We start from the raw sequence: 21,235 nt of genomic DNA, 5'->3' as shown, positions 1-21,235 counted from the left end.
AGTTGAGGTCGTACGCATCAAAAATTTCTGACGCCGCCTGGCGTACCCGTGCAGGCGGCATTCAAGAGTTTCAATAGAACCAGCGAGCCGGCACCATCACGATGGAAGGGAACAACACCATCAAGAACATAACGATGAACTGAACCGCCATGAAAGGCAACACACCACGCATCACCTCGTCCATGCGCATGCGGCCTACCCCAGCCACGACGTTCAAGACCGTGCCAACAGGTGGTGTGACCAAGCCAATGGAGTTGTTGATGATGAACAAAACACCAAAGTAGACCGGGTCAATGCCTGCGGCTTTGACAATCGGCATCAACACAGGTGTCAAGATCAAAATCGTTGGGGTCATGTCCATGGCCGTGCCCACCACCATGCACAGCACCATGATGGCGATCATCAACAGGGTTGGGCTACTCAGCAATGGCTCAAGCAAGGACACCACTTGTGACGGCAAATTGGCCACTGTGATCAACCACGCCGATACCATGGCAGCGGCAACCAAGAACATGATCACTGCGGTTGTTTTAGCCGCTGTTTGAAACACGTGGAATAACTGACCCCAGGTCAACTCTCGGTAAATCACACCCGCCACAAACAACGCGTACACAGCAGCCACCACCGCAGCTTCTGTGGGCGTGAACACACCCATGCGCAAGCCCACCAAGATGATCAGCGGCAACATCAAGGCCCAGCCTGCACTGCGCATGGCTGCAAAAACCTCTGCGCTTGATTTGCGCGGTGGAGGCGTCAGCACTTCGCGACGGGTCAACCACCACCAAGTCGCCCACAAGCCTGCAGCCAACACGATGCCGGGGAAAATCCCTGCCAAAAACAATTTGCTGATGGACACGTTGGCAGCAACGCCAAAAATCACAAAACCAATGGAAGGCGGAATGATCGGACCGATCACGCCACAAGCAGCGATCAAACCACCGCTGCGGGCTTTGTCGTGGCCCGCCTTGACCATCATGGGCAACAACAAGGCCGTGAGTGCCGCAGCATCAGCCACCGCAGAGCCTGACAGTGCAGACAGCAAACAGGCAGCAACAATCGTCACATAGCCCAGGCCGCCACGGATGTGCCCCACTAAGGCCATCGCAAAGTCAACGATGCGTCGTGACAAGCCCCCTGTATTCATCACCTCACCAGCCAGCATGAAAAATGGCACCGCCAGCAAAGGAAAGCTGTTGGAGCCCTCGATCACGTTTTGCGCCAATATTTGTGCGTCAAACATGTCCATGTGAAACATGAGTGCAGCACCACACAAGAGCAACGAAAAAGCAATTGGCACACCCAAAGCCATCGCAGCCAACAAGGAGCCCAAAAATACGGCAATCGTCATGATGATTTCCTTGCTGTTTATTTCAAAGGTGCTGGTGCGTCGACAGGCTCTTCTTCAGATTCCCGCACACCAATCAATTCGCTGTTTTCCAACTTGCCCAGCATCAAGCGCAACAGTCGGTCTACCAAGATCAAAGCGCCGGACACGGCGAGCACCATGCCACAGGCATAGAAGTACCCCATCGAGACTTCCATCACTGGACTGGTCGAGTCCCAGTTGATGATGGCTTGGTTTAATGATCCGACAAATAACAGCCAGCAGATGAACAGCATCAAGACATGGCCAATCACCAAGAAGACTTTTTGTCCTGTCACCGACAACTTTGAAACCAAGGTGTCTGAACCTAAATGTGCACCGTCCTTCATGGCGACGATGGCACCTAAGAACGTCATCCATACAAATAACTACCGCGACAATTCTTCCGACAACGTGAGACCTGAGTTGAAGGCGTAACGCAAGATCACGTTGCCAAACACCAGAACAACCATCACGGCCAAAGCAATCGCAATCACGACTTCAAGCAGTCGGCAATAAATAGAAATAAATTTTGTCAGCATGTGACATGCCTCCGAAAAAAAGCGATCCAGTAATGTACGAACTGGATAGTTTTATGGTTATTGGTGAAAACCCTTAAGCCCAGGGAGTTACTGGCGCACAAAGCGCGAAACCATATCGACGATGTTTTTTCGCCTCAGGGCAATGGCGGCAGCAGAAGCTTTCCCGCGCTTGAAGATCAACCCAAAAGTATGCTTATTAGAGACATTGAAAAAGGTCAACGCCGAAATGGATGCATGGATATCCACCGGATCTAGACCGGGCCGAAAGACCCCTGCCGCCACACCACGGTCATACAGACGCCGGATAGCCTCAATGGCGGGCACATTCAGTTGCTGGATGATTTTGCTTTGCCCCAGATATTGGCCGCGCTGGATATTCTCATTCATCACCAAGCGCACGTAATACTCGTTGCTGGAATGATGATCAAACGTGAATCCAACCAATCGCTCCAGCGCCTCTTGTGGAGACAAGTCATCCAGATGCAAAGAGCTCTCGATCTGGCGCATACGACGGTATGCCTCTTCCAAGACCGCCACGTACAGACCTTCTTTGCTTCCGAAGTAGTAATAAATCATGCGCTTGCTGGTGCGTGTGGCCGCAGCAATCTCATCAATACGCGCCCCACTCAAGCCTTTGTCAGCAAACTCTGAGGTTGCGACTTCTAAAATTTCAGCCATGGTTCTGGCTGGGTCATTCGTGCGTGTAGGCTTTGGGCGCTTTTGTACGATCTCGTTCATTCGGCCAGTATAAATCTCGTACATTGGACGGTGGAGGGGCCTGAAGCGCCGCAAAGGGCCCGTAATTTTTTGGTCTCAACGAACGACGACATGAGTCACAACACATCGACAGAATTCCACTACACGCTGTTTGTCTTGGCTGTTTTGGGTGGCGCTGTTTTTTGCGGTGCCCACTTGCTCAATGGATGGTTACTGGCAAATTTTGAGGTGACAAGCAACATCAGTTTCATCTACCTGCCTAGTTTTTTGCGATTGGCGAATGTGCTGGTCTTGGGCATGTTTTGGGGAACCGCAGCAACTGCCATAGGTGGGGTGATGCTCATGTGGTGGTCAACTGACAGCTGGCTGCTGGATTTGTGCCACACCGTCATCTCAGCCGGCGTTGCTGGTTTGTCGATTTTTGCGATGCAAATTCTGTTGCAACGCCGTTTGTCCATCAGCAAACTGTCTGACTTACTCAAACTTGCCTTGTTTTACGCTTTGTTGAATGCCTTGGCTCACCATTTGGTGTGGAGCTTTCTTGACCCGTCAAAGTTGGTAGATCCAAACCAAGTGCTCTACATGGTGATTGGCGATATCAATGGCGCCGTTTTAGGCGCCTTGGGATTGCGCTGGATGGCGCAACACACGCCGTTGATAAATTTCGCACGACGCAAAGCGATGACGGATGACGAGCTCATAGACAGCACAAACTAAGCGCTGCATAACGACCTTTCAAGCGAGACGCTTGGCCTTGGACAGGTCAACGCCCAACTGCTTGAGCTTGCGATACAAGTGAGTGCGCTCAAGGCCTGTTTTTTCAGCCACACGCGTCATAGAGCCGTTTTCTTGGCCCAGATGGAATTCAAAGTAAGCACGCTCAAATGCATCACGCGCATCGCGCAGTGGCAGATCCAACTCAAAACTCTGGTGGGTGGGTGGCAGCACGACGGCTTGCGTCACCGCTACCGAAACTGCCGCAGCATCATGCCCCACAGTGATCGCGCTCTGTTTAGATGCCACGCCAGCGACAGGCTTGCGTGCCAAGCCATGCTCAACCGCTTTGAGCAACTTTTGCAGGGTGATGGGTTTCTCTAAAAATGCCTGAGCCCCAATACGCGTGGCTTCGACCGCGGTGTCGATGGTGGCATGACCACTCATCATGATCACGGGCATGTTCAACAAACCTGCACTGGCCCACTCTTTGAGTAATGTGACGCCATCCATATCGGGCATCCAAATATCAAGCAGCACCAAGTCAGGCCGTGCGGCCTGACGGGCGGCTCGCGCTGCAGCCGCGTTTTCGGCCACCTCAACAACATGCCCTTCGTCGTTGAGAATTTCAGACAAGAGGTCACGAATGCCCAACTCGTCATCAACCACCAAAATATTTGCCATGAATGAACGTGTTTCGCTGAATTAGAGCAAGGAGTGTTGCTGCTCGACAACTGGGAATGATAACGACACTTGAGCCCCCACCACGACACCAGATAGTTCGCGATTTTTCAAGTCAATACGGGCCCCATGCTCATCAGCAATTTTCTTCACAACGGCCAAGCCCAATCCAGTGCCACGGGCTTTCGTTGACACATAAGGCTCAAAGGCGCGTTTGAGGATTTTCGCGGGAAATCCAGGGCCGTTGTCACGCACGACAAGGCGGACACGCCCAGATGAGGACACCCACTGGGTGGCAATAGAGACTTCTGGCTGAGAAGAACCCTCGGTGGCATCCTGTGCGTTTTGTAACAGGTTGTGCACCACTTGACGCAACTGCTGTGCATCCCCTTGAATTGCTGGACACGCCACATCCAACTCCACGCGAACTGGAACCAACGCGTTCTCGTTGCCGTACAGCTGCAACACATCTTGAACCAACGCATTGAGATCCAACGAATGTAATTCCGCCAAGGGTAAACGGGCGTAATCACGAAACTCATTGACCAGTCGTTTCATCGCATCCACTTGGTCAACGATGGTTTTAACTGACTTGTTCAGCACCAGTCTTTCTGGATCTGCCAGCTTGCCATCTAATTTCATGGCCAATCGCTCAGCCGAGAGTTGGATGGGGGTGAGTGGGTTTTTGATCTCATGCGCCAACCGACGCGCGACCTCACCCCAAGCTTGAGCACGCTGGGCCGACACAATTTCAGAGATATCGTCAAACACCAATAAACGTGCATTGTTGGGCAGCACCGCGCCACGTGCAAGCAAGGTGATGTGCTGTCGGGTGTCGTCCACCATTTCAACCGCAGGACTCATCAAGGTCGCATGCAACTCGAACGACTGTTGCCAATGATCAAGACCGTGCTGGCTGCGTTCCCCGAGAAAGCCCTCAAACTCTTGCTGCACGTGTCGTGCAAACTCGGACATGCCTTCAATATCTCCCAGCACTCGCCCTTCCCAGGCCGCTAGGGGGACACGCAAAATGCGCGTGGCACCGGGATTCGATGACTGAATCACCCCCCGCTCATCCAGCACGATCACACCCGCCGTCAGGTTATCCAAAATGGTTTGCAAATTGGCGCGCGCATGGCTGACCTGCCCCATGCTGCGGTCCACCGCAGCACGTGCTTCAGACAATTGCTGGGTCATCTGCGCAAACGAACGCGTCAAGCCGCCCAATTCATCGCGCCCTTGCAACGCAGGCTTGGGGCTCAAGTCACCGGCAGCCACATCACGCACACCCTGCGCCAACATCAAGAGCGGGCGCGCCAGTTGATTGCCAAGTAAAACCGCCAATAAAACCGCACCAAACACGGCCAAAAACAAACTCAGGGTCAAGGTTCCGATGTACATGCTGCGCAGCCCATCACGACCTAAGGCGCGCTCTTGGTATTCCCGGTAGGCTTCTTCAACAGCCAGTGCGTTGCTGACCAAGGTAGGCGCAATGCTCTTGGTGACTTGCAACACACGCGGCTCGGCCAACAAGCCCAAACCAGACGCGGGCACCAGGACCAAGGCCCGTATCTTGGCTTGTGCATTACCTTTGAGCTGGGCATCGTCCAAACCATCAATCGAGGTGACCCAGCCCTGTGTTTTGGTTTGCCGCAGCTCGGCGACAGAAGGTCGGTCTGGATTGATTTTGAAACGTGAGGTCCCCGCACTGGCGACGGCCTGCCCACTGGTGTTCCACAAAATCACATCGTCCGCCGCTAATTGATCGCGCAAGCGCTCCAAGGTCAGTCCGACAGAAGCGTCCGGCAAATCCACAATTTGGCTGGTCGCTGAGCGTGTTTTCTGCCCCAAGTCACTGGCCAAGCTATCTAATGTGGCACGCCCCAGACTCAGGCCAGCATCCAAGGCGCCCTCGACTTTGACATCAAACCAACTCTCGATCGAACGCGACACAAACTGGTACGACACGCTGTAAATCAACAAGCCTGGCAACAGCCCCACCAACGCGAAAGTGGCTGCAATCTTGAGCAACAAACGGCTGCCAAATTTGCCTTGTTTCAAACGCAGCATCAAACGCAGCGAAAGCCACACAATGACCAGCATCAACAGCGTGGCCACCACCACATTCAAAGCAAACAGTTGTCGGTAGTTGCGCTCGTAGAGCTCGCGATTGTCAGTGGCTTGCGTCAATAGAAACAACAGCACGAGCCCCAGCCCCAGCACCACGGCAGCGCTGACCACCATCAACCAACGCATCTGAAAACCAGTCAACTTCACGCTTTCTGGCGCGTGGATTTTCATGGGCCCGGCTCCAAAACAAGTCGCTGGGATTTACTCAACCGGATGTTCCAGTCACTCTGACCTGCAGCCCCCATTTGCAAAGGACGAGGCAGTTGGTTCAAGTCGAGTCGGAAACTGAATTCAATGCTCTGGCGCACATCCGTCTCCACATCACCCGCATTGGCAATGCGCCACTGGACAATGCGTCGCACAGACACCAACGCCTCATCCAGCGTGTCGTAACTTTGCCCTAGGCTTACCCCCAATCCACTGACACCGAAGGGCTGGGGTGAAACGCTGACACGCCAGCGTCGCGTCAATGGCATGTAACTCAAGCGCACATGCCGCTCCGCATGGGCCACACGTTGTTCATAAAAATACCAACGCTCGCGCGAAATATCGATTTCCGTGACGAAGTACAAGGACACGCCCTTGTACATGGCCTCTTCCAACACGGCTGGCATATCAAACTGCAAGTTGGCCGAAACATACACGCCTTGCTCTAGGCGCTGAATCTTCAAACCTTGTAAATCGACTGGCGTGATGGCCCATGCCGCAGTCATGCCCCAAAGACACAGCATCGACACACCCAGACGACGCATGGCGAAGACGCAGTGACGCCAAAACGACTCAAGGCGCCAATTTTTTTTCCAACAGTGCGTAATAAAAGCCATCGTGGTCACCGAATAGATTGTCGGCGAGGGCTGTGCTCATCGCGATGGTTTGGGGTCTTAAATGCCCCAGAGAAGGCAGCAATTGGGCATCAGTGTTGTGTCCAACAAACGTTTTGACCTGCTCATCCCCCTCGGCCTTGAAAACCGAGCAGGTGCAGTACAACAAACGACCACCTGGGCGCACCAAGGGCCACAGGGTGTTGAGCAGGTTTTTTTGGATCGCGGCCAGTTGAGCCACGTCTGTTTCGCGCCGCAACCAGCGAACGTCCGGATGCCGACGCACGATGCCCGAAGCTGTACAAGGCGCGTCCAACAACACGGCATCAAATAACTGACCGTCCCACCATGTCTGGGGACGGGCGGCATCCGCAGCCAACACCTGCGCATTCAGGCCCATGCGCTGTAGGTTTTGACCGATGCGCTCGCAACGCAATGGGTCAATGTCTAACGCAATGACGTGGTCTTCTGGGTCCAGCAGCTCCAGCAGATGTGCCGTCTTGCCTCCTGGCGCGGCACAAGCATCCAACACGCGCAAGTTTTTACCCTGAGGGCGGCTGAGTCCGGACAGCAATAACGGTGCCGCGCACTGCGCCGCAGAATCTTGCACTGAGCAGAGTCCTTCATCAAAGCCAGGAGTCTCTCGCACGGCACGGGCTTGCCCCAGTACCAAGCCTTGTTCGCCCACCGGATCCGAAGCAATACCTGCCTCATGCCAGCGCAGCTGCAGCGCCTCTCGTGAGATGCGCTGGGTGTTCACACGCCACGTCATCGGTGCCGCTTGGTTGTTGGCTTGCAAAATGCTTTGCCAATGCAAGGGATGGTCTTTTTGCAAGCGCTGAATCCACCAGGCCGGGTGATTCCATTGGGCTTGGGTGTCTTGATCTGTCGCCTGCACCAAGGCATCACGCTCACGCAAAAAGCGTCGCAGACACGCATTGAGGAAGTTGGCTTGCCCTTGCAAAGCCCGGGTCTTCTTCGCAGCCTCAACGGCTTGATTGACCAAAGTATGTGGTTCATAGGGCGCATGGTCAGCGTCCCAGGCCAACGCCAACGCGCTACACAACAAAGCATCTGGCAACAGGGCTGGGGCACGGGGTGCCAGCTGCGCACGCAAAGCCTGAGCACGCCCAAGCTGCCGCAACACTTGAAACAGCAAAGCCTGTACGCCCGGCCGCAGCGCTGACGGCACAGCGTCTAAAGCGGCTGTGCCAGAAACTCCACGTCGCACTTGGGCCAATGCTTGCGCCACGGCTTGCAACTGCTGCCAAAGCGCAACAGGCGCACCAGAACTTGCATTCATTCGAGTCGGCGTCCTGGTTTGTATTTGAAAACTCGCGCCAATAGGTTGGCAGGGAACATGGCAATGGCCTCGTTGTAGTTCTGTACCGCCTGGTTGAAGCGCTGCACATCGGGCTGAATGGAAATGCTCAACTCCGCCCAACGCTGTGTCAATTCATCAGGCACGCTGACGTAATACACGTCTGGATGCGTTAACGCCCCCCAGGCATCTTGTAAATCACGGCTGGTAGCCACCAACGCAATGGCAGACGAAGGCTCCAGCGGATGCTCTTGCATGCGCGCCAATGCCATGGCGGACAAATTGGCGGCCACTTGTAAGCGTGTCCAATGACTCGCGCCCAACTCAGGCGCCACGGCTGTGTGCCACCCAGAAGGCGAGGTCACCGCTGCGGTGGTGGCGTCTTGCACCAGCCCCTGGTAGCGCAGCATCAGCTCTTCAAGCACCGCAAACTGTTTGTTCACCAACGTACGCAGCTTGACCAGGCGCTGGTAGGCACCGACGGCCCAAAACACGCACACCGCGACCAAGATCCAAAACCACCAAGCATCCAACATGCCGCTCCCTTTCGTCTTGCATTGCCACGCGCACCCCATCAACAACAAAGGCCCTTGCGGGCCTTTGTTGTGGGGTCACTTTACGCTTCCTCGCCAGCGCCTTCGTCGGCGTGGGCCTCTCCCGAGGCCTCCGCCAACTCAGCAGCTTCGGCTTCGGCAATGGCACGGCGCTCGGCGTCGTCCATGGCGTCTTTGACCTTGCGGGCTTTGTGATACGCCATGCCGGTACCTGCTGGAATCAGGCGACCCACAATGACGTTTTCCTTCAAGCCACGCAACTCGTCGCGCTTGCCCATGATGGCCGCTTCGGTCAACACGCGGGTGGTTTCCTGGAAGGAAGCAGCCGAGATGAACGAATCGGTCGACAACGATGCCTTGGTGATACCCAGCAACAAGTTGCTGAATGTCGCTGGGATCTTGCCGTCTTTTTGCAGTGCTTCGTTGGTGTTGAGAATTTCGGAACGCTCCACTTGCTCACCGGCGATGTAGTTGGAGTCGCCCACGTTTTCAACGACCACACGACGCAGCATCTGACGCACGATCACTTCAATGTGCTTGTCGTTGATCTTCACGCCCTGCAAGCGGTACACGTCTTGCACTTCGTCGACGATGTAACGAGCCAGCTCTTCCATACCGAGCAAACGCAAGATGTCTTGTGGATCGGCTGGGCCGTCCACCACGCTCTCGCCCTTGTTGACCACTTGGCCTTCGTGGACCAAGATGTTCTTCTCTTTGGGAATGAGCTCGTCCCACACTTTGCCTTCTGGGTCAGTGATCTGCAAACGAACCTTGCCTTTGGTCTCTTTGCCGAACGACACGGTACCGGTCATCTCGGCCAGCATGCCCTTGTCTTTCGGGCTGCGGGCTTCGAACAACTCGGCCACACGCGGCAAACCGCCGGTGATGTCGCGGGTCTTTTGACCTTCGACAGGGATACGGGCCAGCACTTCGCCTGGGCCCACATCTTGACCATCACGCACCTGAATCAGCGCGCCAATTTGGAAGCCAATCGTCACGGCGTGGTCGGTGCCAGGAATCTTGACTTCTTTGCCAGCGGCATCGATCAGCTTGACCTGTGGACGCACCACCTTGGTCGAACCGCGACGCTTGGGATCGATCACCACCAAGGTGGACAGACCCGTCACTTCATCCAATTGCTTGGCAACCGTCAGACCTTCTTCCACGTTCTCGAACAACACCTTGCCGGCGAATTCGGTAATGATGGGTCGGGTCAATGGGTCCCAGTTGGCCAAGATCACACCCGCCTTGAGCGACTGGTCGGCCTTGACCGACAAGATCGCACCGTAGGGCACTTTGTGACGCTCACGCTCACGGCCATGTTCGTCGCTGATGATGATTTCGCCTGAGCGAGAAATCACCACCAACTCACCTTTGCTGTTGGTCACATAGCGCATCGTGGCATTGAAGCCGATCACGCCATTGGACTTGGCTTCCACGCTCGAAGCGATGGCTGCACGCGATGCGGCACCACCGATGTGGAAGGTACGCATGGTCAGCTGGGTACCTGGTTCACCGATGGACTGCGCAGCAATCACGCCCACCGCTTCACCGTTGTTGACCAAACCACCGCGACCCAGGTCACGGCCATAGCACTTGGCGCACAAACCAAAGCGGGTTTCGCAGTTGAGTGCGGTGCGCACTTTCACTTCGTCCACACCTTCGGCTTCGAAGACGTCGATCAAGTCTTCGTCCAACATCTCACCAGCCTTGGCCAGCACCGCACGGGTTTCGGGATGTACCACGTCTTCAGCCGCGGTGCGACCCAAGATACGGTCACGCAGTGATTCGATGACCTCACCGCCTTCGACGATGGCGCGCATCAACTGACCGTTGGAGGTGCCGCAATCCAACTCGGTCACGACCAAGTCTTGCGTCACGTCAACCAAACGACGGGTCAGATAACCCGAGTTGGCGGTCTTCAACGCCGTATCGGCCAAGCCTTTACGTGCACCGTGTGTCGAGATGAAGTACTGCAACACGTTCAGACCTTCACGGAAGTTCGCCGTGATGGGGGTCTCGATGATCGAGCCGTCAGGCTTGGCCATCAAACCACGCATACCCGCCAACTGGCGAATCTGAGCGGCAGAACCGCGCGCACCTGAGTCAGCCATCATGTAGATGGAGTTGAACGACTCTTGCTCGACTTCGTTGCCATGGCGGTCAATGGTCTTCTCTTTGCGGAGTTGGTCCATCATCACCTTGGACACAGCGTCACCCGCCTTGCCCCAGATGTCCACCACTTTGTTGTAGCGCTCGCCAGACGTCACCAGACCCGACACATATTGCTGTTCGATGTCTTTGACTTCTTTTTCCGACGCGGCAATGATGGCGTGCTTTTCAGTCGGCACCAACATGTCGTCAATGGCAATCGAAATACCCGCGCGGGTGGCCAGACGGAAACCGTTTTGCAACAGCTTGTCGGCAAACACCACGGTCTCTTTCAAACCGCACTTGCGGAATGCCGTGTTGATGAGCTTGGAAATTTCTTTCTTCTTCAACGCTTTGTTGAGGTTGGAGAAAGGCAAGCCTTTGGGCAGGATTTCCGACAACAGGGCACGACCGACGGTGGTGTCGACCAAGCTGGTTGAGGGAATGAATTCACCCGACTCTTTGTCTTTGGTCCACTCGGTCATGCGCACGCTGACCTTGGCGGTCAACTCGACAGCACCAGCATCCAAAGCGCGCTGCACTTCGCCGACGTTGGAGAAGATCAAGCCTTCACCTTTGCCGTTGATGCGATCGCGGGTGGCGTAGTACAAGCCCAACACCACGTCTTGCGACGGCACGATGGAGGGTTCGCCGTTGGCAGGGAACAAGATGTTGTTAGAAGCCAGCATCAAGGTACGGGCTTCCATCTGCGCTTCCACAGACAAAGGCACGTGAACGGCCATTTGGTCACCATCGAAGTCGGCGTTGAAGGCCGAGCAAACGAGGGGGTGCAACTGAATGGCTTTGCCTTCGATCAAGATCGGCTCGAACGCTTGAATGCCCAAACGGTGCAAAGTTGGCGCACGGTTCAACATCACGGGGTGCTCTTTGATCACCTCTTCCAAGATGTCCCACACCACGGCGGAGCCGGATTCAACTTCTTTCTTGGCAGCCTTGATGGTGGTCGCAATGCCCATGGCTTCGAGACGCGAGAAGATGAAAGGCTTGAACAGTTCGAGCGCCATCAACTTGGGCAAACCGCACTGGTGCAGCTTGAGGGTTGGGCCTACGGTGATCACCGAACGACCCGAGTAGTCGACGCGCTTGCCCAGCAAGTTTTGGCGGAAACGACCGCTCTTGCCTTTGATCATGTCTGCCAGTGACTTCAAAGCGCGCTTGTTGGCGCCTGTCATGGCCTTGCCGCGACGGCCGTTGTCCAGCAGTGAATCCACCGCTTCTTGCAGCATGCGCTTCTCATTGCGCGCGATGATTTCAGGCGCTTTGAGTTCGAGCAAACGACGCAGACGGCTGTTGCGGTTGATGACGCGACGGTACAAGTCGTTCAAGTCTGAGGTGGCGAAACGGCCACCGTCCAGTGGCACCAACGGACGCAGGTCAGGTGGCAACACAGGCAGCACGGTCAGGACCATCCACTCAGGCTTGATGCCCGACTTCTTGAACGCTTCCATCAGTTTCAAACGCTTGGCGTTTTTCTTGATCTTCAGTTCAGAACCCGTCAGGTCGTTGCGCAGCTTCTCGATTTCAACGTCGAGATCCAACACTTCGAGCAAGTCTTTGATGCCTTCAGCGCCCATCTTGGCAGTGAATTCATCGCCGTATTCAGCAACTTTGGCGTCGTAGTCGTCTTCGGTCATGATCGCGAATTTCTTCAACGGGGTCATGCCGGGATCGGTCACCACATATGCTTCAAAGTACAGCACGCGTTCGATGTCACGCAGTGTCATGTCGAGCACCAAGCCCAAACGGGAAGGCAGCGACTTCAAGAACCAGATGTGGGCGCAAGGTGCAGCCAAATCGATGTGGCCCATGCGCTCGCGACGCACTTTGGTCTGTGTGACTTCAACGCCGCACTTCTCGCAGATCACACCACGGTGCTTGAGGCGTTTGTACTTGCCGCACAAACACTCGTAGTCTTTGATGGGACCAAAAATCTTGGCGCAGAACAAACCGTCACGTTCAGGCTTGAAAGTGCGGTAGTTGATGGTCTCAGGCTTCTTGACTTCACCGAAAGACCACGAACGGATCTTCTCGGGCGAAGCCATGCCGATTTTGATGGCATCGAAATGCTCGTCGGGCGTGAACTGTTTGAACAGGTCGAGTAATGATTTCATGATTTATAAATCCTTTCGAGCCTTGAATTAAGAACGTTCGAGTTCGATGTCGATACCGAGCGAACGAATTTCCTTGACCAACACGTTGAACGACTCGGGCATGCCCGCTTCGATGGCGTGTTCGCCTTTGACGATGCTCTCGTACACCTTGGTACGGCCTTGCACGTCGTCGGACTTGACCGTGAGCATTTCTTGCAGCGTGTAAGAGGCGCCGTAAGCTTCCAAAGCCCACACCTCCATCTCGCCGAAACGCTGACCACCAAACTGTGCCTTGCCGCCCAGCGGTTGCTGGGTGACCAAGCTGTAAGGACCGGTCGAACGGGCGTGCATCTTGTCGTCCACCAAGTGGTGCAACTTCAAGAAGTGCATGTAACCGATGGTGGTCGGACGCTCAAAGGCGTCGCCAGTACGGCCATCAAACAAGTTGGCTTGGGTACGCGTCGCGGTCAGTCCTTTGACTTTGGCGATGTCGTCTGGGTAGGCCAACTTCAACATGGTGCGAATCTCTTCTTCACCTGCGCCGTCAAACACGGGAGTAGCGAAAGGCACACCGTTGGTCAGATTGCCTGCCATCTCGACCACTTGTTCGTCCGACAACTTGCTCAGGTCTTCTTTGCGACCCGTGCCGTTGTAGAGCTCTTCCAAGAAAGTGCGCAGTTCTGCGGCTTTGGCTTCTGCTTGCAACATGTTGCCAATGCGCTGACCAATGCCTTTACCGGCCCAGCCCAAGTGCACTTCCAGCACCTGACCCACGTTCATGCGCGAAGGCACGCCCAGCGGGTTGAGCACGATGTCGCACGGGGTGCCATCGGCCATGAACGGCATGTCTTCGACCGGCACGATCTTGGAGACCACACCTTTGTTACCGTGGCGACCGGCCATCTTGTCACCTGGCTGCAAGCGACGCTTGACCGCCAAGTACACCTTGACCATTTTGAGCACGCCTGCGGGCAACTCATCGCCTTGCGTGAGCTTTTTGCGCTTTTCTTCAAAGGCCAAGTCAAAGCTGTGACGGGTTTGTTCCATCGCATTTTTGATGCTCTCGAGCTGGCTCGCCACTTCGTCGTCCGCAGGACGGATATCAAACCAGTGGAACTTCTCAACAGAAGACATGTAGGCTTTGTCGATCTTGCTGCCTTTGGCCAGTTTGTTCGGGCCCCCGTTGGCGGTTTTACCGTTCAACAATTTCTCGATACGGTCAAACGCATCAGCTTCCACAATGCGCAGCTGGTCGTTCAAGTCCAAGCGGAAACGCTTGAGTTCGTCATCAATGATCTGCTGAGCGCGCTTGTCACGCACGATGCCTTCACGGGTGAAGACCTGCACGTCGATCACAGTACCTTGCGAGCCTTGGCTCACGCGCAGGGACGTGTCTTTCACGTCGCTGGCTTTTTCACCAAAGATGGCGCGCAGCAGTTTCTCTTCTGGCGTCAAAGTGGTTTCGCCTTTTGGCGTGACCTTGCCCACCAGCGTATCGCCAGGTTGCACTTCTGCACCCACGTAAATGATGCCGGAGTCGTCCAAACGGTTGAGTTGTTGCTCGGCCAGGTTGGGAATGTCACGCGTGATTTCTTCGGCACCCAGCTTGGTGTCACGAGCCATCACCACGAGTTCTTCGATGTGGATCGAGGTGTAGCGGTCTTCAGCCACCACGCGCTCGCTGATCAAAATCGAGTCTTCGAAGTTGTAACCGTTCCAAGGCATGAAGGCGATCAACATGTTTTGACCGATGGCGATCTCGCCCAGGTCTGTCGATGCGCCGTCAGCAATCACGTCACCCTTGGCAATCTTGTCGCCGCGTTTGACGATGGGACGCTGATGGATGTTGGTGTTTTGGTTCGAACGCTGGTACTTGATGAGGTTGTAGATGTCCACACCCACTTCACCTGCCAAGGCTTCGGCGTCGTTCACACGCACCACCACACGGGTGGCATCGACGTAGTCGACGACACCGCCACGGCTTGCTGTGACCACGGTGCCAGAGTCGATGGCGGCGACGCGCTCGATACCGGTACCGACCATGGGTTTTTCAGGACGCAACACAGGCACGGCTTGACGTGACATGTTGGCACCCATCAACGCACGGTTGGCGTCATCGTGCTCCAGGAACGGCACCAAAGAAGCCGCCACAGACACGATCTGCGCTGGCGACACGTCCATGTACTGGATACGCTCTGCGCCGCACAAAATAGATTCACCGTTGGCACGGGCAGACACCAGTTCACCGATGAGTTGACCGTCTTTGTCCAGCGTAGCGTTGGCCTGGGCGATGACGTATTTACCTTCTTCGATGGCCGACAAGTAGTCGATGTCCATCGTCACCTTGCCGTCGACCACGCGACGGTAGGGGGTTTCAATGAAACCGTACTCGTTCAAGCGAGCGTATAGCGCCAGTGAGTTGATCAAACCAATGTTTGGACCTTCAGGCGTTTCAATCGGGCACACGCGACCATAGTGGGTCACGTGCACGTCACGCACTTCAAAGCCTGCACGTTCGCGGGTCAAACCACCTGGGCCCAAGGCCGACACGCGGCGCTTGTGGGTGATCTCGGCCAGCGGGTTGGTCTGGTCCATGAACTGTGACAACTGCGATGCGCCAAAGAATTCTTTGAGTGCGGCAGAGATGGGCTTGGAGTTGATCAAGTCGTGGGGCATGAGCGGCTCTTGCTCAGCTTGGCCCAAACGCTCTTTCACGGCTTTTTCGATACGTGCCAAACCTGTGCGGTATTGGTTTTCAGCCAATTCGCCCACGCAACGCACGCGGCGGTTGCCCAAGTGGTCGATGTCATCGACTTCACCGCGGCCGTTGCGCAAGTCCACCAGAATCTTCACCACCGACAAGATGTCGTCGTTGGTCAAGACCATCGGACCCGTCGATTCGGGAGTGCCCACTTTGGCGTTGAACTTCATGCGACCGACGCGCGACAAATCGTAGGTGTCGGGGTTGTAGAACAAGCGCTGGAACAGGGCTTGCACGGCATCTTCGGTCGGTGGCTCGCCAGGGCGCATCATGCGGTAGATGGCCACACGTGCAGCGAACTCGTCCACGGTCTCGTCAATGCGCAGCGTCTGCGACATGTACGTGCCTTGGTCTAATTCGTTGGTGTAGATGCACTGCAAATCTTGCACGCCAGCTTCACGCAATTTTTTGAGCAACGCTTCGGTCAATTCGTCATTGGCGCGGGCAATCAATTCACCCGTGTCACTGTCGATGATGTTCTTGGCCACCACACGGCCAATCAAGAAGTCTTCTGGCACGCTGATGTGCGTGGTGTTACTTTGCTCCAACTCGCGGGTGTGACGTGCCGTCACGCGCTTGTCTTTAGCCACAATCACTTGGCCCGATTTGTCGGTGATGTCAAAGCGCGCCACTTCGCCGCGCAGACGCTCGGCCACAAATTCCATTTGTGCGCCGGTATCCATCAGGCGGAAGTTATCGTTCACGAAGAAGTTGGCCAGAATGGTTTCAGGCGTCAGGCCAATGGCCTTCAACAAAATCGTGACCGGCATCTTGCGGCGACGGTCGACACGGAAGTACAGCAAGTCTTTGGGATCGAATTCGAAGTCGAGCCACGAACCGCGGTAAGGGATGATCCGCGCGCTGAACAAGAGCTTGCCCGAGCTGTGGGTCTTGCCCTTGTCGTGTTCAAAGAATACGCCAGGCGAACGGTGCAACTGAGACACGATCACGCGCTCGGTGCCGTTGATGATGAAGGAGCCTTTGTCGGTCATCAAAGGCACTTCGCCCATGTAGACCTCTTGCTCTTTGACTTCTTTGACCACTTTGGATTGAGGGGTCGACGACTCACGGTCGTAAATGATCAGTTGCACGCGAGCGCGCACGGCCGACGAAAACGTCAGACCACGCGTCTGGCATTCGCGCACATCAAATGCGGGCTTGGCCAAGTTGTACTCGAGATACTTCATCTCGACAAAACCGTTGTGCGAGACGATGGGGAAAGCCGCTTCAAAAGCAGCTTGCAAACCCTCTTGGGTGCGCTTCTTAGGCGCAACGTCGGCTTGCAAAAACGCGGTGTACGCGTCTTTTTGCATTTGCAACAAATAAGGAACTTCCAGCACGCTGTCGCGGCTGCCGAAACTCTTGCGGATGCGCTTGCGTTCGGTGTATGAGTAGGCCATGAGATCTCCGGGCTTGATCTTTCAGAACTGTTTGCTGCACGAAACACATCAGGGCTTCGTGCAACAGGCTTGGCGGCTGGCCTCTACCAGCGTTGGCGGACGGTTACGCATTGCACGCAACCCGAACCAAGGCATCTTCTGCAGTTGGGGTCAGAAGACACTCAAAAGTTTGCGGGTAATTTCCACTGACTTTTGGGTGTGCTCTGTAAGCACCAAAGGCTGGAGGCCCTTGCGGAGCACTCCAGCCTTGAAAGGGAACCGAATTACTTCAGTTCAACCTTAGCGCCGGCTTCTTCCAGCTTCTTCTTAGCAGCTTCAGCGTCAGCCTTAGGCGCGCCTTCTTTCACCGCCTTGGGAGCGCCGTCAACCAGGTCTTTGGCTTCTTTCAAGCCCAGACCGGTCAGTTCACGCACCGCTTTAATCACGGACACTTTGTTCGCGCCGGCTTCGAGCAAGATGACGTTGAAGTCAGTCTTCTCTTCAGCCGCAGCAGCACCGCCACCGCCAGCAGCAGCAGGAGCGGCCATAGCGGCAGCGCTCACACCAAATTTCTCTTCGATGGCTTTCACCAAGTCGTTGAGTTCCATGACCGTCATGCTGTCGAGCGCGGTCAAAAATGCGTCTTTATCGAATGCCATTTTTAATTCCTAACAATTGGTTAATACAGAAAAGCTGGCCTTATGCGGCAACAGCTTCGCCTTCGCCTTTTTTGGCCGCCAAAGCGCCCAACACCACTGCGGTGCGAGACATAGGCGACATCAACAAGCCACACAACTGGGCCAGCAACACTTCTTTCGAAGGAATGCTTGCGAGTTGCTTCACGCCATCGACGTCCAGGGCCTTACCTGCAAATGCACCAGCGCGAATCACCAACTTGTCGTTGGTCTTCGCGAAGTCAGCCACCACCTTAGCGGCAGCCACAGCATCCACAGAGAAGCCATAGATCAGCGGACCGGTCATCTGGTCGGCGACAATTTCAAACTGGCTACCAGCCACAGCACGGCGTGCCAGCGTGTTTTTCAACACGCTCAAGGTCACACCTGTGCTGCGCGCTTTGCTGCGCAGTTGGGTCATGTCTGCCACCGAGATGCCGCGGTATTCCGCCATCACCAGCGTTTGAGCTTGAGCGGCGAGCGTGGTCACTTCAGAAACGACCGCTTCTTTCTCACTGCGATTCAGACTCAAGGTCTACTCCTTTAAATGTGTCATTGAGCTTTTGCTCTTTGACACGCCACTTTTGCAGCGACCTAACTGTCAGGAAAAATCCATTTCAGCGGGATCGCCATCTGCGTTGGCGGTTCAATTAAGTGCAATCACGTTGCACACCAACGGTCTTGGATGACCTGACGCAACACCGAAGTACCGCATCAGCCCACCACCCTGAGCCCTGCTTGCACATGGCTCAGATTTTTGAACGCTGCTTAGGCGTTCAAAGATTGCGTATCTACGCGAACACCAACGCCCATGGTGGACGACACAGCGAGCTTGCGCAGATAAATACCCTTGCTCGAAGCGGGCTTGGACTTGTTCAAGGCCTCCACCAAAGCAGTCAAGTTGCCTTGGAGCTTGTCGGTGTCGAATGAACGACGACCGATGGTGGCATGCACGATACCGGCCTTGTCCACGCGGAACTGCACTTGACCTGCTTTGGCGTTTTTCACAGCCGTTGCAACGTCAGGCGTCACGGTGCCGACCTTGGGGTTAGGCATCAAGCCACGTGGGCCCAGAATTTGACCCAAGGTACCCACCACGCGCATGGCGTCAGGCGCAGCGATCACCACGTCAAACGGCATATCGCCAGCCTTGACCATGGCAGCCAAGTCATCCATACCCACAATGTCAGCACCAGCAGCTTTGGCTTCTTCAGCCTTGGCACCTTGTGCAAACACAGCGACGCGAGCAGTTTTGCCAGTGCCATTGGGCAACACGACAGCGCCACGCACCACCTGGTCAGACTTCTTGGCATCAATGCCAAGCTGGACGGCCACGTCAATGGATTCATCGAACTTTGCAGTTGCGCACTCTTTGACGATGCCAATAGCTGCGCTCAGGGGGTACAGCTTGTTGCTGTCAACCTTGCCTTCGAAGGCTTTTTGTTTTTTGGTCAATTTAGACATTTACACGCCCTCCACAGTCACGCCCATCGAGCGGGCAGAACCGGCGATGATGCGCACGGCGGCGTCCAAGTCGGCGGCGGTCAAGTCGCTCATCTTGGCTTTGGCAATTTCTTCAAGCTGTGCACGGGTGATCTTGCCCACTTTGTCGACGTGTGGCTTCGCAGAACCCTTGTCGAGCTTGATGGCCTTCTTGATCAAGGTGGTCGCTGGAGGCGTCTTGATGATGAAGGTGAAGGACTTGTCTGCAAACGCAGTGATCACCACTGGCAATGGCAGGCCTGGCTCAACGCCCTGGGTCTGGGCGTTGAACGCCTTGCAGAATTCCATGATGTTCAAACCGCGTTGGCCCAATGCGGGACCAATAGGCGGCGATGGATTGGCTTTACCAGCTGGCACTTGCAGCTTGATGAAGCCGACGATTTTTTTCGCCATGCTTTTCTCCTTGCGGGTACATACGCCTGAGGTCCTTCGACCTTGGGCTCCCCGGGGTTAACGACTCACTTCAAAAACTTGGTGCCGAGTCGGGAAGCACCAAGCCAAACCTCAAAAATCCAATCAGGTTTTCTCAACCTGGCCGAATTCCAATTCCACAGGTGTGGCGCGACCAAAAATGGTCACAGACACACGCACTTTGTTTTTCTCGTAATTGACTTCTTCAACCGAGCCATTGAAGTCGGTGAAAGGGCCGTCCTTGACGCGCACCAACTCACCCACCATGAATTCAACTTTGTGACGCGGCTTGTCCACACCATCTTGCATTTGGCTCACGATTTTCTGGACTTCCGCCTCAGAAATAGGTGCAGGGCGGTTTTTTGCACCACCCACAAAACCCGTCACCTTGTTGGTGTGCTTGACCAAATGCCACGACTCGTCATCCATCACCATCTCAACGAACACATAGCCAGGGAAGAATTTACGCTCAGCGGTACGACGCTGACCGTTCTTCATCTCCACCACCTCTTCCGTGGGGACCAAGATGCGGCCAAACTTGTTGTCCATGCCCGCACGCGCAATGCTTTCGCGGATGTTGCGTTCCACAGCCTTTTCCATGCCCGAATAGGCATGCACCACATACCAACGCAAATCAGGATTGGCAGGTGCAGCAGGCGCTGGCACTGCTGAGGTATCGATAAGGTCGGTCATTATTTTTTCCAGCCCAGAATCAGGTCGTAAAACACCCATTCGAGGGTCTTGTCGGTGAGCCACAGAAACAAAGCCATGATCACCACGAAGGCAAACACATACAAAGTCATCTGCGTCGACTCTTTGCGCGTCGGCCACACCACCTTCTTGACTTCACGCCAAGCATCTCCGCCAAAAGCCACCAACTGGCGCCCAGGCAAAGACAACACAAACATCACCACAGCCGCAATCAAACCAGCCAGCAACGCCAACCACTGAATGATCACACCCTGAGGTGCCAAGGCATAAAACCCAGCAACCGCAGCCACGACCAACACCGCCACCAAGGCCAATTTGGCCTTGTCAGCAGTGGTCGATACAGTTTCAATATTTGCAGCAGACATGGATCAAGGATTTCTTAGCGATTGACACGCATTACTCAGAAGACAGAGAAGCCCGCCGGAGTGGCGGGCTTGGCAGCCACCTGCTTTTCAACGCTGCGTGGCAGGGGCGGAGGGAATCGAACCCCCATCGACGGTTTTGGAAACCGCTACTTTACCACTAAGCTACGCCCCTATATTGACGAATTAAGCAATGATCTTGGCAACCACACCGGCACCAACCGTCTTGCCACCTTCACGGATAGCAAAGCGCAAGCCCTCTTCCATCGCAATCGGGTGGATCAACTTCACCGTGATCGACACGTTGTCACCTGGCATCACCATCTCTT

At 55.1% G+C, this 21,235-nt stretch carries 18 protein-coding genes, 1 tRNA gene and 1 pseudogene; 1 reads left to right on the top strand and 19 read right to left on the bottom strand.

From position 1 onward, the window contains the following. Window positions 1–70: 70 nt before the first annotated feature. The 4 genes from B9Z39_RS12860 to B9Z39_RS12850 form a co-directional block, all read right to left on the bottom strand. Complete coding sequence (locus B9Z39_RS12860) at window positions 71–1,348, bottom strand: TRAP transporter large permease subunit (protein ID WP_108301979.1); 1,278 nt, start codon at window positions 1,346–1,348, stop codon at window positions 71–73. Window positions 1,349–1,365: 17 nt separating this feature from the next. Then, window positions 1,366–1,740 (bottom strand): TRAP transporter small permease, encoded by a 375-nt coding sequence (locus B9Z39_RS12855; RefSeq protein WP_369908132.1) that lies wholly within the window; start codon window positions 1,738–1,740, stop codon window positions 1,366–1,368. 12 nt (window positions 1,741–1,752) lie between these two features. Then, on the bottom strand, window positions 1,753–1,905 hold the full coding sequence (locus tag B9Z39_RS17285; protein ID WP_369908131.1) for a hypothetical protein: 153 nt from the start codon (window positions 1,903–1,905) through the stop codon (window positions 1,753–1,755). Between the two features lie 87 nt (window positions 1,906–1,992). Then, a complete protein-coding gene (locus tag B9Z39_RS12850) occupies window positions 1,993–2,667 on the bottom strand; it encodes a TetR/AcrR family transcriptional regulator (protein WP_369823325.1) in 675 nt (224 codons plus the stop codon). Window positions 2,668–2,733: 66 nt separating this feature from the next. Here B9Z39_RS12850 and B9Z39_RS12845 point away from each other — a divergent pair, with 66 nt between their 5' ends. Continuing rightward, window positions 2,734–3,339, top strand: a complete 606-nt coding sequence (locus tag B9Z39_RS12845) for a hypothetical protein (RefSeq protein ID WP_108301978.1) — start codon at window positions 2,734–2,736, stop codon at window positions 3,337–3,339. Window positions 3,340–3,357: 18 nt separating this feature from the next. Here B9Z39_RS12845 and B9Z39_RS12840 read toward each other — a convergent pair whose 3' ends face one another. The 15 genes and pseudogenes from B9Z39_RS12840 to B9Z39_RS12770 form a co-directional block, all read right to left on the bottom strand. Next, entirely contained in the window at window positions 3,358–4,020 is a 663-nt protein-coding gene (locus B9Z39_RS12840; protein ID WP_100147230.1) for a response regulator, read from the bottom strand. Window positions 4,021–4,041: 21 nt separating this feature from the next. After that, window positions 4,042–6,318: an ATP-binding protein gene (locus B9Z39_RS12835; protein WP_100147231.1), complete on the bottom strand. Its 2,277-nt coding sequence runs from the start codon at window positions 6,316–6,318 to the stop codon at window positions 4,042–4,044. Beyond that, window positions 6,315–6,899: a DUF4390 domain-containing protein gene (locus B9Z39_RS12830; RefSeq protein WP_233202651.1), complete on the bottom strand. Its 585-nt coding sequence runs from the start codon at window positions 6,897–6,899 to the stop codon at window positions 6,315–6,317. Before B9Z39_RS12830 ends, B9Z39_RS12835 begins: the two co-directional genes overlap by 4 nt. A 28-nt stretch (window positions 6,900–6,927) precedes the next feature. Continuing rightward, the gene (rsmB, locus tag B9Z39_RS12825; RefSeq protein WP_100147232.1) at window positions 6,928–8,271 is read right to left on the bottom strand and encodes a 16S rRNA (cytosine(967)-C(5))-methyltransferase RsmB; all 1,344 of its coding nucleotides are present in this window, start codon (window positions 8,269–8,271) and stop codon (window positions 6,928–6,930) included. Next, the gene (locus B9Z39_RS12820) at window positions 8,268–8,825 is read right to left on the bottom strand and encodes a LemA family protein (protein WP_158236171.1); all 558 of its coding nucleotides are present in this window, start codon (window positions 8,823–8,825) and stop codon (window positions 8,268–8,270) included. The genes rsmB and B9Z39_RS12820 overlap by 4 nt, the downstream gene beginning before the upstream one ends. A gap of 80 nt (window positions 8,826–8,905) precedes the next feature. Continuing rightward, a complete protein-coding gene (gene rpoC / locus B9Z39_RS12815; protein ID WP_100147234.1) occupies window positions 8,906–13,126 on the bottom strand; it encodes a DNA-directed RNA polymerase subunit beta' in 4,221 nt (1,406 codons plus the stop codon). Between the two features lie 27 nt (window positions 13,127–13,153). Next, entirely contained in the window at window positions 13,154–17,266 is a 4,113-nt protein-coding gene (rpoB, locus tag B9Z39_RS12810) for a DNA-directed RNA polymerase subunit beta (protein WP_100147235.1), read from the bottom strand. A gap of 263 nt (window positions 17,267–17,529) precedes the next feature. Then, a complete protein-coding gene (gene rplL, locus B9Z39_RS12805; RefSeq protein ID WP_100147236.1) occupies window positions 17,530–17,904 on the bottom strand; it encodes a 50S ribosomal protein L7/L12 in 375 nt (124 codons plus the stop codon). Between the two features lie 40 nt (window positions 17,905–17,944). Further along, entirely contained in the window at window positions 17,945–18,451 is a 507-nt protein-coding gene (gene rplJ / locus B9Z39_RS12800; RefSeq protein ID WP_100147237.1) for a 50S ribosomal protein L10, read from the bottom strand. A 236-nt stretch (window positions 18,452–18,687) separates the two neighbouring features. Beyond that, entirely contained in the window at window positions 18,688–19,383 is a 696-nt protein-coding gene (gene rplA, locus B9Z39_RS12795; RefSeq protein WP_100147238.1) for a 50S ribosomal protein L1, read from the bottom strand. After that, window positions 19,384–19,815 (bottom strand): 50S ribosomal protein L11, encoded by a 432-nt coding sequence (rplK, locus tag B9Z39_RS12790; RefSeq protein WP_100147239.1) that lies wholly within the window; start codon window positions 19,813–19,815, stop codon window positions 19,384–19,386. It lies immediately after the preceding gene. A gap of 123 nt (window positions 19,816–19,938) precedes the next feature. Further along, on the bottom strand, window positions 19,939–20,526 hold the full coding sequence (gene nusG, locus B9Z39_RS12785; RefSeq protein ID WP_100147240.1) for a transcription termination/antitermination protein NusG: 588 nt from the start codon (window positions 20,524–20,526) through the stop codon (window positions 19,939–19,941). Next, entirely contained in the window at window positions 20,526–20,909 is a 384-nt protein-coding gene (gene secE, locus B9Z39_RS12780; RefSeq protein ID WP_100147241.1) for a preprotein translocase subunit SecE, read from the bottom strand. Before secE ends, nusG begins: the two co-directional genes overlap by 1 nt. A 98-nt stretch (window positions 20,910–21,007) precedes the next feature. After that, window positions 21,008–21,081 (bottom strand) — tRNA-Trp (locus B9Z39_RS12775). Between the two features lie 11 nt (window positions 21,082–21,092). After that, window positions 21,093–21,235, bottom strand: a pseudogene (locus B9Z39_RS12770) (elongation factor Tu); the annotation flags it as partial.

Source organism: Limnohabitans sp. JirII-29 (genome assembly GCF_003063395.1).
Lineage (GTDB): Bacteria > Pseudomonadota > Gammaproteobacteria > Burkholderiales > Burkholderiaceae_C > Limnohabitans.
Note: the sequence above shows the minus strand (reverse complement) of the source record. Positions and strands in the feature narration are given on the sequence as shown.

Coding starts and splice junctions, on each gene's coding strand:
- rplK (WP_100147239.1), bottom strand. CDS start 19,815: ATGGCGAAAAAAATCGTCGGCTTCATCAAGCTGCAAGTGCCAGCTGGT.
- B9Z39_RS12855 (WP_369908132.1), bottom strand. CDS start 1,740: ATGACGTTCTTAGGTGCCATCGTCGCCATGAAGGACGGTGCACATTTA.
- B9Z39_RS12835 (WP_100147231.1), bottom strand. CDS start 6,318: ATGAAAATCCACGCGCCAGAAAGCGTGAAGTTGACTGGTTTTCAGATG.
- rsmB (WP_100147232.1), bottom strand. CDS start 8,271: ATGAATGCAAGTTCTGGTGCGCCTGTTGCGCTTTGGCAGCAGTTGCAA.
- rplA (WP_100147238.1), bottom strand. CDS start 19,383: ATGTCTAAATTGACCAAAAAACAAAAAGCCTTCGAAGGCAAGGTTGAC.
- rplL (WP_100147236.1), bottom strand. CDS start 17,904: ATGGCATTCGATAAAGACGCATTTTTGACCGCGCTCGACAGCATGACG.
- secE (WP_100147241.1), bottom strand. CDS start 20,909: ATGTCTGCTGCAAATATTGAAACTGTATCGACCACTGCTGACAAGGCC.
- rpoB (WP_100147235.1), bottom strand. CDS start 17,266: ATGGCCTACTCATACACCGAACGCAAGCGCATCCGCAAGAGTTTCGGC.
- B9Z39_RS12850 (WP_369823325.1), bottom strand. CDS start 2,667: ATGTACGAGATTTATACTGGCCGAATGAACGAGATCGTACAAAAGCGC.
- nusG (WP_100147240.1), bottom strand. CDS start 20,526: ATGACCGACCTTATCGATACCTCAGCAGTGCCAGCGCCTGCTGCACCT.
- B9Z39_RS12840 (WP_100147230.1), bottom strand. CDS start 4,020: ATGGCAAATATTTTGGTGGTTGATGACGAGTTGGGCATTCGTGACCTC.
- B9Z39_RS12860 (WP_108301979.1), bottom strand. CDS start 1,348: ATGACGATTGCCGTATTTTTGGGCTCCTTGTTGGCTGCGATGGCTTTG.
- rpoC (WP_100147234.1), bottom strand. CDS start 13,126: ATGAAATCATTACTCGACCTGTTCAAACAGTTCACGCCCGACGAGCAT.
- B9Z39_RS17285 (WP_369908131.1), bottom strand. CDS start 1,905: ATGCTGACAAAATTTATTTCTATTTATTGCCGACTGCTTGAAGTCGTG.
- B9Z39_RS12820 (WP_158236171.1), bottom strand. CDS start 8,825: ATGTTGGATGCTTGGTGGTTTTGGATCTTGGTCGCGGTGTGCGTGTTT.
- B9Z39_RS12845 (WP_108301978.1), top strand. CDS start 2,734: ATGAGTCACAACACATCGACAGAATTCCACTACACGCTGTTTGTCTTG.
- B9Z39_RS12830 (WP_233202651.1), bottom strand. CDS start 6,899: ATGCGTCGTCTGGGTGTGTCGATGCTGTGTCTTTGGGGCATGACTGCG.